The sequence below is a fragment of the Streptomyces sp. NPDC001507 genome, assembly GCF_042894765.1.
Classification (GTDB): domain Bacteria; phylum Actinomycetota; class Actinomycetes; order Streptomycetales; family Streptomycetaceae; genus Streptomyces.
Window position 1 is genome coordinate 949,942 of the sequence record NZ_JBIAVV010000001.1, and the last position, 14,073, is coordinate 964,014.

1 protein-coding gene is annotated in these 14,073 nt (G+C 72.7%); it reads right to left on the bottom strand.

What is annotated here, in order from left to right:
• Positions 1-4: 4 nt before the first annotated feature.
• The gene (locus ACFY0K_RS04390) at positions 5-13,906 is read right to left on the bottom strand and encodes a hypothetical protein (RefSeq protein ID WP_390638527.1); all 13,902 of its coding nucleotides are present in this window, start codon (positions 13,904-13,906) and stop codon (positions 5-7) included.
• Positions 13,907-14,073 lie beyond the last annotated feature (167 nt).

A 14,073-nucleotide genomic window follows, 5' to 3' on the forward strand; every position in this document is an offset into this window, starting at 1 on the left:
CCGGTCACGGTGCCTGGTAGTACGTCGGGTTGATGCTCGCACGGTACGTACTGGTCAGGTACAGCGACTGGATCGTCTTCTCGAAGATCTTGAAGGGTAGCTGGATCCAGAAGTCGGCGAAGCCCTGGCGGTGGAAGAGCCGGCCACCCGCGCTCATCACGAACACGTTCTTGACCAGACCGGTGGTGGCCGCCGTGGTGACCGACGCGGCGGCGTTGATCCCGCCCTCCCAGACCGCGTCCCCGCCGTGCAGCTTCACGGTCTGCCCGTCCGCGTCGGTCACGCCCCACACGGCCGCGTTCATGCTGCCGTTGACCCAGCCGGACAGCGCACTGCTCAGGACGCCGAACGAGAAGTCGTACATACCGCCCCGCCAGCGGGTCGGCGTCTCGTTGCCCGCCCACTCGTTGACCCAGGTCTTGTCGTGGTTGAGCGGACGCCGGGTCCACGGCTTGCCGCCGTCGATGTTGGCGATCCCCGTCTTGAACCGGCCGAGCTTCTCGAACCCGAGGGCCCGGCTCTCGTGCACCGCCGTGCTCAGTCCGGTCTTGATGGTCGCGCCGACCGCCGCGTTGGCGAACGACTTGAGCGCGTCCTTGCCGGTGAACGGCTTGTTCTGGACGGCGGCCACGATCCCGTTGACGGCGAGGTTCGCGCCGAACTCCAGGATGAACTCCTGGCCGAACTCCAGTGCCGCCTTCTTGGCCACGGACTGCCAGTACGGCTCGTAACGCGCCTCGCGCAGCGCTGCGTTGCCGTCCGGCAGGAGGGTGCCGGACCACGGCATGCGCTGGGCCTCCCGGATGGTACGGCCCCAGCCGCGGATCTCGGTGAGCGGGCCGCGGAAGTCGTACTCGTTGCCGGTGAGCCGCATCCGGCCGAAGCTGTCCCGCTCGAACACCAGGCCGCTGTCGGTGCGCTGCGCGATCAGGTCGCCGTTCCTGTTGTATCGGTTCCACTGGCCGCGCCAGGCGTCGGTCTCCAGGAACCCGCCGCCGTCGGCCTTGCGCTCCCGGACCACGCTGCCGTGGTCGAACTCCTTCCAGACCGAGCCGGCCGGGGTGTGCTGCGTGACGGCCGTGCTGTACGCACGCACCCGCAGCGGTCCGCCGTTGTGCAGCGGGGTCTCGCGCAGGACGGTGGGCGCGGCCTGGTTGGGCACGCGCAGCTCGTCACGGAAGTGGCGGGCGCCGGCCGGCCATTGGTCCTGCCAGGTACGGCCGTTCCACCAGCGCCGGACCTGCTCGCCGTTGCCCACGTCGACGGGCGTGCCGTTGCGTTCGTGGGTGCTGACGCGCCAGTCGCCCTGGTCGTCCCGCCAGGCGTCGACGTACCGGCCGGAGTCCAGCATCCGGCGCTCGCGGACCAGGTTCCCGTTGCCGTCGTAGTCCCGGTAGGAGTCGTCCCAGGGCAGCCGCGAGTCGTTCGAGCCACGGAAGAACTCCCGTCGGCCGCTGCCGAGTTCGGTGCCCTGCGCGTCCAGCTCGCGCCAGGTCCAGCGGCCCGAGCCGGCGCGGCCGGAGCCCTGGATCACCCGTCCGGCGGTGCCGTCCGGGTTGGCGTGACTCTGTCCGACGAGGTTGCCGTGCGGGTCCCGGTCCACCCAGGTGCGGTCACCGGTGAACTCCCGCACGACCCCGTTCGGGCGGCCCTCGCGGGCGGTCCGGGTGACGCCGCCGGCGTCCTGGTGGACGTCCCGCCAGAGCCTGCCCTGCGGGTCGTTCGTCAGCCGCTCGCGGTAGCCCCTGAGGTCGCCGGCCTGCCACGGGTGGTCGCCCGGGTTGGCCGGCGGGTGGCCGGGGCGCGCCGCGTGGTCGCCGACCTTGAGGGACGTGCCGTCGTGCAGCTTGCCGCTGAACCGCGCGAAGCTGCCGTCGGCCGCCAGGTCCAGCGCGCTGCCGTCCATCCCGACGTACCGCACCCCGGAGGTGGTGGCGCCGTCACGGGCCTCCTTGGTCCAGGTGAACAACTGGTAGGTGTCGTCGCCCCGGACATGCGCGTACGGCGGCTGGACGTGCTCGGCGCCGGCCAGCCAACGGGTGCGGACCCAGGTGGGCGGGCGCTGCTCGCGCCAGCGGTCGGTGGTCAGGAAGCCGCCGTCGAAGGCCTCGTGCCTGCCGACCTCCTTGCCGTGCGGGGAGTGCCGCTCCCAGGTGCCGCGGAGGGAGCCGTCGGCCGGGTTCACGGCGTGTTCCTGGTACTGGCCGGCCCGCTCGGGCCATTCGGCCATGCCCCACTGCTGCTGGGCGATCCGGCCGTCCGCGGTGCGGTCGGTCCAGCCGCTGCCGAGGCGCTCCCGGGTCCGCGGGCCGGAGGCGATCACCTTGCCTTCGCCGTCGTAACGATGCCAGGTCCAGGCCCCGTTGCCGTCGTCGACGCCCAGGGTGTGGCCGGTCCGGCCGTTGAACTTCTGCAGCCCGTCGCGGTATTCGCGCACGGTGCGGCCCCAGCCGTCGGTGTCGCGCCAGCCGGTGCCCGCCGTGTCGTAGTGCCGGCTGCCCGTGCCGGCCGGAGTGCCGGTGTCGTCCCAGCGCACCCAGTGGGTACGGGGGTTGGTGCGGGCGAAGCCGATCGTGTCGGTGCGCCGGAAGGAGTCGACCACGTCGCCGGAGGCACCGGGCAGCACGCGGCGCTCGAAGACCGGCACGTGCTTGTCGGTGGAGCTGAGCAGCCTGACGTGGCCGCCTGCGGCGCCGGACAGGTCGGCGGTGCCGTGGTGGAAGGCCCCGGCCGCCACGGGCTCGCCGGACCTGGTGGTCCGCTCCCAGGTGCCCGCGACGTGGTCGACGACGTACCGGTGGTTTGTGCGCCGCCCGTTGTCCAGCACGTTGAAGCCCTGCCGGGCCACGCTGCCGTCGGCGGCCAGGTGCACGAACTCGCCGTGCCGCGGGCTGGTCCGGTCGTTGAACACGATCCGGGTGGTGCCGTCGGGCCGCTGGACGGCCTCCCAGTGCGCGAGCCGGCGGCCCGCCGCGTCCTCCAGCCAGGCGGCGGGGTGCGCCGCGGTCGGCGGGTCCGTGACGAGGAGGCGTCCTCCGTGGCCCGCGGGCAGCGGGGTGCCGGTGGCCGTGACGGCGCCGTGGCCGTCGTACCGGGTGAACGTCCCGTCGGCCAGGGTGGTTTGGTGACCACCGCCGGGAAGCGGGACCGTCTCCTGGACGAACCGGCCGGTGTGCTGGTCGAAGACCTCCCGGCCGCCGCCGGGGCGGGCGATCTCGATGCGGCCGGCCGGGTCGAAGGTGACCGCACGCGCCGGGTCGGTAGCGAAGGTGTCGTCCAGCCAGTGCGGGGCCCCGCCGAGCGGCCGGTCGAGATGCCCGGCCGGTGCGCCGTCCCGCCCGGTCAGCCGCAGTCCGTCGCCCGCGAAGTCGCCGTTGGGCGCGAAGGTGTGGTGGCCGGTGCCGTGCACGGTCCGGAAGCCGCCGTTGTTCGGGAGCGCGGTGACCGTGCCGGGCAGCCGGTTGCCGCCGGCGTCGGTGAGGCGGTGGCCGCCTGCCCCGCCCGGCTCGGCGAACCGGGCACCGCGCGGGCCGCCGGCCGGGTCGGCCAGCGCGGTCGAGGTGCTCACCGGGCGGCCCTGGGCGTCGTACAGCACGGACTCGCCGGTGGCGTCGTCGATCGTGCGCGGCCGGTCGCCCTCGACCGCGACCACCCGTTGGTCCAGCGGCTGGCCCGCCGCGTCGGTGAGGAGGTGACCGCCCGCGCCGTCCGGTACGACGATCCGGCCGCCGCGCGCGTTCGCCGCCGGGTCGAACAGCGCGAGGCCGACGTCCTGGTAGCGGCCGTCGCCCGTGAACCTGCTGGTCGCGCCGCTCGTCTCGTCGGTCACCCGGAAGCCGGAGCCGCCGGGCAGCTCGGTGACCTGCTGGGGGTGCCGGGCACCGGACGCGTCGGTCAGGGTGAAGCGGCCCGCGCCGCCGTCGGCCAGGAACCGCTCCCCGCGGGCGCCCCGCGGATCGGTCAGCGAGACTCCGGTCTCCCGGAGGCGGCCCTGGCCGTCGTGGCGAACGGACGTCCCGGTCGTCTCGTGGGTGACCCTGATGCCGTTCCCGTCACCCAGGTCCTGCACGCGCAGGTCGAGCCGGTTGCCCGCCAGATCGGTGACATGGACGTCGGCACCGCCGGTGACCCACACCCGGTCGGCCTCGGCGGGGACGCCGTCCCGGCCGGTGAGCTGGACGCCCTCGTCGAGCCGGACACCCAGGGCGTCCACGCGCTGGGTGACGCCGGTGTCGAGATGGGTGATCCGTGCGGCGTCGCCGGGCAGCGGGAAGGCGGTCAGCCGGTCCGCTCCGGGGCCGCGCACCGCCAGGGCCTGGCGGGCGCCGTGGCCGTTGATGCCGGTGTGCAGACGCAGCCCCGTCGGCCCGCCGTCGGCCCCGCGCAGCGGCATGTCGTAGGCGATCCGGTCGCCGTTCGCGGTGTAGGTGTCGACGGTGTCCGACGGAGTGTGCCGGACGTCGAAACCGCCGTCCGGCCGGGCGACGACCGTGCGCGTCGGGTCCGGGTGCGACTGCTGGTCGACCACCCGCAGTGTCACCGTGTTGTCCTGGCCCACGCTCCGCTCGATGGTCAGGCCGTTCGGCCCGCTCACGCCCGAGTTGTTCAGATCGATCCGGTTGACCGCGGGCGGGGCGGTGTCGGGCAGCGTGTCGTGCTTGCCCGCGCCGAGCGTCGCGCCGCGCCGGGTGGCCTCGACCTGGATCTCCTGGATCCGGGCCTCGATCTCGGTCGGATGGACACCGAGGTCCTCCAGGTTCGTGTACGCGGTGCGGAACCGGTCCTGAGCGGCGATCAGCTCGTGGTTGAGCTGCACGTCGTATTCGCTGACACCCCGTGAGCTGCTGGCTCCGCCCGGCGCGGCGCGCAGATCCTCGGCCCGGTTCAGTTCGACCCGGGCGGACGACAGCTCGACCCAGGCCTCGCGGAACGGCCGGCCGTCGTCGCCCAGCAACGCGTCGAACCGCGCCGAATCCTCCGCCCACGGCGTCTCCCCGGGCTGCCGGGAGGGTACGGCCGGACCCTTGCCGCGGTCCGGGCGGGCGGGGGTGGTGGCGCTGTCGGGTCGGGCGGGTGCCGCGGGGCTGGTGTCGCCGTCGAGGCGGGCGGGTGCCGCCGGGGTCGTGTCGCCGTCCAGCCGGGCCGGTGCGGTGAGGGTGGTGTCACCGGTGTTCCGGAGCGGCGGGGTGGCGTCCAGCAGGCTCAGGGCGTCGTTCTGCCGCTGGGCCTGTGCCGAGCGGTCCATGCCGTCGAGCGTCGTCTGCAGCGTGGTCCGCGTGTGGGGTGTCGTACCGCCGTTGGCGAGGGCGGTACGGATGCGGCCGGCCAGCCCGTCCCCGTCGCCGCCGAGCCGCCGGAAGTCGTCGAGCAGCCGGTAGGCGTTCGCCTCGGCCCGCACCTGGTGCAGCAGCTGTTCCACGCCGGCCCGGCGGACCGAGTCCGGGCGGTCTTGCAGGAAGCGCTGGGCGGCGTCCGCCAGGTCGTCGAGGGCCTGGGCCCGCTGCGCCAACTGGTCGGCGGGGAGGCGGTGGAAGGCGTCGAGAGCGCGGTCGACGTACCGGATCTGCGAGCGGGCGCGGATGCCGTGCTCCCGGTACGTGCTACGGCGGAAGGCGTCGCGGTCGAGGAGGTCGGGCGCGGCCGGGTGAGCGGTGCCGGGTGCCGTCGTCGCGGTGGTGTCGCCGGTCCGCCGGGGCGGCCTGAGCATGTCGTCGAGGACGGCGTCACCGAGCGGCCGCGTGGTCCGGCCACCGCCCAGCCGTGTGTCGTCCCTCGGGGGCATCGAGGCGAAGTCGCCGTCGCCGCCACGGTGCGGCGCGGCCGGGTGGATGTCGTCGACATGCGTCGCGGCCGGGTCGGATTCGGTGGGGTGGGGCGGGGTGGTGTCGGTCTCGGTGGGGTGCGGCGGGGTGGTGTCGTTGTCCGCGAGGTGGGGTGTTCGTGTCTCGGTGTCGGCGAGGTGCGGTGCGGTCGTGTCGGTCTCCGTCAGCCGGGTCGGAGGCGTGCCCGCGTCGAGCGGGTGCGGCTGGAAGGTCTCCGTCTCGGTCCCGGCCGGACGGTGCGGTGGGGTGGTGTCGGAGAGGTGCTGCGGCGTGGTCTGCGCGTCGTGGGGGTGCATGGCGGCGCCGTGATTCGTGGAGGACGAGACGGTGGTGTCGCCCTCCTTGATCACCGGCGGGGAGGTCTCGGAGTCGACACGGTGCGGTACCGGCGCATGCGTGTCGGTGTCGTGCGGCGCAGGGGAATTGGTGTCGAGGTCGTGGGGTGCCGGAGAGACGGTGTCCGTGCCGGCGTGGTGTGGTGCCGGTGAACTGCTGCTGAGGTCGTGCGGCGCCGGGGAGCTGGTGTCCAGGCTGCGCGACGGGAGGCCGTCGCCGGTGAGCGCGGGGGCCTTGGTGTCGGGGCTCAACTGGGTGGGCGGGAGCTCGGGTTGGGCGTCGGCCGGGGGCGTGTGAACGTCGGTCGCACCAGACCCGGACGGCGCCGCCGTCTTGGTGTCGGCGCTCGACGGCAGGAACAGCCGGCGGCCGTCGTCCGTGAAGTGGAGGCCCGCGCCGTCGCCGTAGACCAGTTTCGCCTTGGACAGGTGCCTGAACGCCTTGTCGAAGGCGGTCCTGCCCAGGTCGACGGCCGCGGTGGTCTGCGCGCCGACCTTGGAGTCCGGCAGGGACCGGAAACCGTCCGAGTTGGCGAGTGCCCGGACCATCTTCTTCATCTGTTCGGAGATGCCCGGCACGGCCTTGAGCGCGTCCTCGGCCGCTTGCGGGAGCGTGTTGAGGTTGGGTCCGTTCGACGTGGCGGCCGACGAGGAGGTCCCGGCGCCCTGGTTCTTGCCCGGCCTGGGCTGCGCCTGCACCGCGTTCGGGTCGGGCTTCTGCTTCAGGGCGTCGATACGTCCGTTGATGTTGTCGAGCAGCTTCGTCCGCTCGTCGAGCAGCCCCTTCGCCATGTCCTTGCGGGCGCCCTGGGCGATGTCGTGGAACTGCTGCGTCAGCTTGACCGCCTGTTCGGCCAGGGGCTGCGCCTTCCTGAGGTTGTAGCGCTGCGCACTCTGGTTGCCGCTGACGACGGCGTTGTCGGCCTGGCGCACCTTGTCGGACGCCTCGTCGAACGCCTTGCCCGCGGCCCGCGCGGCCGGGTCCACCGTGCCGTCGGCGAGATAGCGCCCGTCGCCCTCCATGTCGTGGACCTTGAGCGGCTTCGGCCACCGGGATTCGACCTGGCTGGAGAACGGGTTGATCGGCAGCCCGGAACCGAACTTGGCCTCGGGCCGGTACAGCTTGGAGACGACCGCGCCCATCTGCTCCACGCCGGCCTCGCCCTGGGCGGCGAGCCTGAGGACGTCGTCCTTGAACCCGCCGCCGATCAGGTGCACCTCGCGCACCACGGACAGGGCGAGGGCCTCCTGGACGTGCGCGCCGTGGAAGACCTCCTGGTCGAAGGAGACCGTGCGGGAGCCACTGCCGCCCGGATACTCGTACGTCCAGCGGGCCCGCTTGCCCATGTCCTCGAAGCCCTTGTCGTACGTGGCGCTGCGGACGGTGTCGTCGCCGAACTTCAGGTCACGCATGGTCTCGCGGTCCAGCGGGTGCAGCTGGTCGTGCAGCGACACCCAACCGCCCCGCTCCTCGAGGACCTTGGCGTCGAAGACGAGTGTGGTGGGCCCGTACCGGGTCGCCATCGGCTTGTCGCCGGCCTCCATGCGGAAGAAGACGAAGTCGTCGTTGCCGAGGTTGGAGGTGTTCTTCCCCGAACTCTTGCCGGACGCGAGGAACCTGATGCCCCGTCGGGTCAGGTCGCCCTGCGAGGACATCACACCGCTGTTGGCGATGGCGTGGTAGGCGGGAGTCGCGTGCTTGATGCGGTAGGGCAGGTTCTGCAGGCTGGTCCGCAGCTTCTCGAACTGTGCGCGCTCCACCGGCGGCAGGCTGTTCAGCAGCTCGCCGACGTCCTGGCGCAACTGCGTGATGTTGCGTTCGGACAGCTCCTGCACGAAACGTGTCTTCTGCGCGTCGGAGAGCTTCTCGAAGTCCTCGAACTCGGGGAAGATCTTCTTCCACTGCTCCTGCGAGCCGGGCAGCTCGGCCTTCCACTGTTTTCCGGTGTGCACCTCGGCGTACGCCTTGTTGCTGCGGAGGTGGCGGGCGATCTCCGGCATGTCGCGCTGGAGGCGGGAGATCGAGAACTCCGTGCCGTGGAAGCCCTTCAGGGCGATGGAGTCGCCGGGCCTAGCGGCCTTGACGGCGTCGTCGACCTTCCTGGCGAGCTCGTGGGCCACGGTGGAGACGGGGGCGTGTTCGTTGCGGAGGGTGTAGACCCCGCCCAGCTCGGCGGCGTCCTTGACGAAACCCTTGAGGGAGGCGTCGAGGTTGCCGGCCGCCTTGTCCAGGGTCCGGGCGAGGGCCTGGAGTTCCTGCGGGGACTTCTTGCCCGCCTTGACCAGGTCCTCCAGCCGCTGGGTGAGCCCGCGCAGTTCGAGCGACTGCTCCTCGATCTCCTTGCCGGTCTTGATGAAATGGTCCGCGTCGGCGGCCTCGGGCGCGTGCCGGGCCTGGGCGTCCAGAGTCAGGGCGTGTTCCTGGAACCGCAGGGCCCGCTGGATCTCGCCGGCGCCGGCGAACTGGTCGACCAGCAGGTTGAGGTCGCGCTGGGAGAGCCGGCCGTCGGTCAGCGCCTGCGTCATGTCCTCGTCCAGGCGGACCGCGATCGGGGACGCCTCGTCGTTCGCCTCGTCCAGGGCCGCCTGCATGGCCGAGCGCTGGTTCTTGTCGCTGGCGTTGGCGAGATTGCTCTCGGCCTGCTGCACGCGGCGCTGGGCCTCGGTGTGCTCGCCGAGGGACTTGGCCAGCTGCTGCGGAGGCGTCAGCGGGGCGGCCGCCTCCGACTCACTGTGGAGAGTCGGAGCGGAGTGGGCGGGCGGCGGAGTCGCGTCGTCGGCGGGCAGGGCCGTGCCGCCGAGCGCGCGGGGCCGCTCCTTCAGACTGAGCCGCCGCAGGGCGGAGAGGTCGGCCTCCATCCGCACCGGGTTGACGCCGAGGTCGGTCAGACGGGTGTGGGTGGCGTCGTACTGCCGCCGGGCGGTGTCGACCCTCTCGCGGGCGCGGATCTCGGCGACGGTGGGGCCGCTGGAGCTGCCCGCCCGGCCGTTGTGCGGCAGCAGGTCTCCCTCGGCCCGGCCCAGGTCGTAGCGCGCCTGGACATGGTCCCGCCAGGCATCCCGGCGGGCCTGCCGCAACGGGTCGTCCGCGTGGCCGAACAACGCGTCGACACGCTGCCCGTCCCGGAACCAGGCCTCCTCGATCTGGGCCGGCGTGAGCCGCGTTCCCCGCCCCGGCAGCTCCTGGCCACCACCGGCGCGCGGAGTGTCCGGCCGCGGTGCGGGCGCCGTGTCGGGGCTCCCGTGCGTGGTGCCTGGTACGGCCGTCTCCGTGTCGGGACCGGCGTGGGTGGCCCCCGGCAGGGCCGTCTCCGTGTCGGGCGTGCCCCGGGTCGGGCTGGGGACGGGCGTGTCCGTGTGTGCCGTGGTGGGGTGGGCCGGACTCGGCAGATCCTTGCCCCAGGACGTCGGCGTGGGCAGGGAGCTGAGCAGTTCGTTGTTGTGCAGGACGTGGCCGCGCAGGTCTGCGGCGAGGTCGTTGAAGCCGGTGCCGCTCCACTCCTTGGTGAAGGTGCGCTCGCCGCCGGTGATCGTGACGGACACCGCGTTGTCGTCCACCTTGTGAGTGACCGTGATGGTCATCTCGTCCGCGTGGCCGGGCCAGCCGACGGTGAACGTCTTCACGTTCGGGCCGTCACCGCCCTCCCGTACGATCGCGTCGCCGAGGCCCTCCCAGCGGCGCATCGCGTCCTGCCCGAAGGCGCGGCCGAAGTCCTCGAACGCCTCGCCCGAGGGCAGCCCGGACCACTTCTCGTTGATGAGCTTGTCGAGCTGGGCCTCGGGGATCTGCTCGGCCCGTACCGGGATGACGGTGATGTCGTCCTCGACCCGGACCGGGCCGGTGCGGTGCAGCCGGGTCGGCGAGAGGGTGATCTCCCACTGGTCCTGGTTGAGCGCGAGGGCGTCGTCGGCCGCCTTCTCGTACCCGGGCGGGTAGGCCATGGCGAGCTTGCCGTGGTCGGCGGGCACGTCGATCTCGAACACGACGCGGTTGCTGTTGACGCCGTTCTTCGCCCACTCGGCCTGGAAGCCGAGGTGGTTGGAGGTCGAGGCGGGCAGCCGCTCCACGAACACGTCGGCCTGGGCGGCCCGCGGGTCCATGGACACGCCCCGCCACACCGTCATGCGCTGGTTGGGACCCTCGAACATCAGGTCGCCGGCGACCTTGTTGAACTGCTTGACCTTGCCCACCAGCCCCGGGTTGGCCTCCAGGGCGCTGGGGTTGACGAAACCGCCGTACCCCTTCTTCGAGGTGAACGCGCCGCCGATGACACCCTGCATGAACAGCTTGGTCTCGTTGTCGGTGGCGGCCTTCCCCATGTGCCCGCGGGCCGCGTGGGCGGCCGCGTCCCAGCTGTCCGCGGCCGGGCCGGTGAGTCCGGCCGGGCGCGGGGGCAGGGCGACGTCCGGTGTGGACGTGCGCAGCAGGTCGCCGGTGGACCGGCTGTAGACGCGGTTGCCGGAGGTGGAGGCGACGACGATCTCGTCCTCGCCGCTCAGCTTCGCCGGCCAGGTGCCCGCGCCGTCGTTCACGGAGTCCACGGACTTGCTCGCGACGACCTTGACGCTCACCCCGCTCAACGGGCCGTCGCCGAGCCGCACGGTCTCCTCGGCGAGGCGGAAGCCGCCCAGCCGCTTGAACGTCCAGCTGTGCGCCACGGTGCCGCCGACGGCGTCCAGCTGCCGTACGACGAAGCCCGTACCCTGCTTCTCCACCGTGTACAGGCCCGACTCGACCGCCCCGCCGTGGAGTTCGGGCGAGCCGCGGCGCGGTGCCTTGACCGCGAGCTGGTGATCGCCGGGCACCCTGACGACGTCGGGGTCCTTGAGGAGCTCGTCGAAGCCGTCGGAGTGGGCGGCGGCGGGCGCGGCGTCGAAGACGTCGCCGCCGTGGCCGGCGGAGCCGGACGGCATGTCGATCGTGAGGCCCTGCTTCTCGGCCGTGTTCACGAAGTCGACGCTCGCCCCGCCCAGGTAGGGGGTGCTCATCCTGTCGGTGACGACCTTGACTCCGTCGAAGTCCTTCACGGTATGACCGAGGGCGGACTCGTCGAAGGGCAGCTTGTACTTGTCGGCGGAGGCCGAGGCCGAGGATGCGGCGCCCTGTTCCGGCAGGTGCTCCGGGGCATGCCCTGACGTGCCGCCGGCCGATCCGGCCAGGCCCTTGTCGGCGTCCGTGTGGGCCGGGGTGCCGGCGAAGGCCGGGCTGTCGGTGGTGCGGGCGCTGCGGCCGGTGTCGACGAGGTCGAGGGCCGAACGGCTGTGGTCGCCGCCGGGACCTGGGTGCCCGGAGCCGCCGACGGGCGCCGGAGCCGCCTCGGGGGTCCCGGCGTTGACCGTGAACCGGTCGCCAGTGATGGGGTTCGCCGGGTTCGTCGTCAGCCGGTCCGGGGTGGCCGGGGTGATCGTGAGCCGGTCCGGAGTCCCGGGCGCCGGGGACGGCGAGCCGTGCGGGAGCCGCTCCGCCGGGGTGCCGGGCGGCGGTGAGTCCGGCCGGTGGACGAGTTCGTCGAGGTGCAGGCGGGTCTGGTTGGCGTTGAGGGCGCTGGTCGTGCGGTCGGCGAGGGCGTCGCCGGTGCCGGGTGTCACGGGGGAGTGCGGGGTGTTGTGCCGGGTGCCGGCGAGCAGGTCGAAGGCCGAGGCTCCCGCGTCGACGCTGCCCGGCCCGCCGTGCCCGAGGCCGGTCGGCGAGGGGTGCGCCACGGTCGTGGGGCCGGTGAGCAGGCTGTGCGGCGCCGTCACGTCGTGCGGGGAACCGGGCGCCGGGGCCGAGTCGAGCGCGGTGTGGGCGACGTTCGTGCCCGGCGTACCGGTCAGCGTGGTGTGGGCGGCGCCGATGCCGGGGGTGCCCGGCGCGTGCACGGTGCCCACGCCCGGGGTGCCGGTGAACGCGGAGTGCAGGGTGCCCGCGGTCGGGTTGGCGGTCGGCAGGTCGCCGAGTGAGGACGCGACCGGCGGCGGCGTGCCGTGGGTGCCGGTGAGGACCGTGCTGCCGGGTGTGTGGGTGGCGTTGTGCGCGCCGCCCGGCAGCAGCACCTCGGCGTGCGGGGTGAGGTTCGCCGGTGTCGGGGGCAGCCCGGTGAGCGTGGTGTGCGCGCCCCCGGAGACGGCCGTCACCGGTGTGTCGGTGATGCCGTGGGTGGCGCCGGGGACACCGGCCGAGGCGGGCACGTGCAGTCCGGACGCGGTGGTGATGGTCGGCGTGGCGCCGGCGCTCACCCCGAGCTCCGCATGCCCGCCCAGCGCGCCGAAGTTCTCCACGCGCACGTTGCCGAGCTGTACGTGGGGCATGTCGACCAGCGCGTCCACCGTGCGCGCCGCGTGGACACCGAAGTTGCCGCGGTGGGCGATCGCGCCGACGTCACCCAGGTTCAGGGACGGCGGCCGCAGCGTCGAGGTGACGTCCAGATGCGTGCTCGGGATGTTGAGGTCGAGGTTGCGGATGCTGCTCTGCCCGGATCCCGCACCGAACCGCACTTCGTTGAGCTGGATGCGGGGCATGTCGACCAGGGCGTCGACGGTGCGCGGGTCCACCGGGACCGAGCTGATCGTACGGCCGATGCTGCTGGTGATCGGGGCGCCGAAGACGTGCTGCCCCAGCACACCGCGGTCGAAGAGGCCGATGCGCAGGGCGCGAGCGAAGCCGTACTCGCCGATCTCGGCGGCGTCCACCGGCAGGAAGATCCGCAGCCACTTGGTGCCGCCGAACTCCTTGCCCAGCCAGGTCTTGGTCGTCTGCCAGCCCTTGGAGAGCGTCTCGGGCAGCCCGCGGACGAACGCGGGGATCCCCTTGAAGCCCTCCACGATCGTCAGACCGACCGAGTTGACCCCACGGCCGATGATGCCGGGCAGGTTGTGTATGCCGTCCAGCACCCACAGGCCGCCCTTGTAGACCCAGGCGCTGCCGAGCCGCACCAGGTCCTTGAGCCCGAGCAGCAGGGTGGTGGGACGGAAGCCGTTGGTGAACAGGTTGCGCAGGGCCTGGAAGGTGCCCCGGGCGACGTCGGCGAATCCCTTGGCGAACGCGCTCGTCGCGACTTTCCCGATGATCTGGAAGATCGGCAGCGCCTTGGTGGTGGGCGCCAGGATGCCCAGTCCGGCCAGGAAGAGGTCGAGGAAGCTGGCGTTGCCGTTCGCGAAGTCGACGATCGTCTTGATGAAGAGGGTCAGGTTGACGCCGAGGGCGAGCAGCGCGATCGGGCCTCCGAAGATCAGCGCCGGTACGATCAGGATGATCGCCAGCCACTGGAACGCCTCCCAGAAGATCTGGCACTCGGAGATCGGCAGCTGGATGTCGGAGACACCCGAGATGCTGCTCGCCGCGGCGGAGGCACCCTCGCCGTGCTCGGTGCCGGCCTGCCGGGCCGTGGAGGCGTAGGTCTCCCGGTCCGGGTCGTCGTCGGACAGCCCGCGGCCCGAGTTGAGCGCCCCGTCGGCCCGGGACTGCAGGTCGACCAGCTTGTCCGCCCAGGTGGTCAGCGCCGTCGCCGCGCTCTCGAAGGACTGCGCCACGTCCTCGATGTGCCCGCGCAGCCGGTCGTTGACCTTGCCGCGCAGCGCGTCGGCCGCCTCGCCGACGAAGACGCTGTCTCCGGCGGTGTTCATCACCGCGTCGATCGCCGTGCTGATGCGGCGGGCCTCGGAACCCAGGTGGTTGAGCTCGGTGGACAGCGTCCGGATCTGGTCCGGGTCGCCCGGCGTGGGGTCGCTGTCCAGCCCGATCGCGTTCCAGTCGGTCGGGCGTGGCATACGGGTTCCTCCCGGAAGCTGCGGGGCTCGGGGCGGTTCCTCCCCAACTGACCACGCCACAGCGGCCGCTGTGGTTCACGTGATCTGGGTTACAGCCGCCGTTCCAGGTGAACCGGCGAGGCGTGTGCGGCGTGGTCCAACTGACCGGAGTCGTGACTGGGAGGCCC

What these genes read in the sequence shown, in the direction of transcription:
- ACFY0K_RS04390 (WP_390638527.1), bottom strand. Translation starts at nt 13,906, where the DNA reads ATGCCACGCCCGACCGACTGGAACGCGATCGGGCTGGACAGCGACCCC.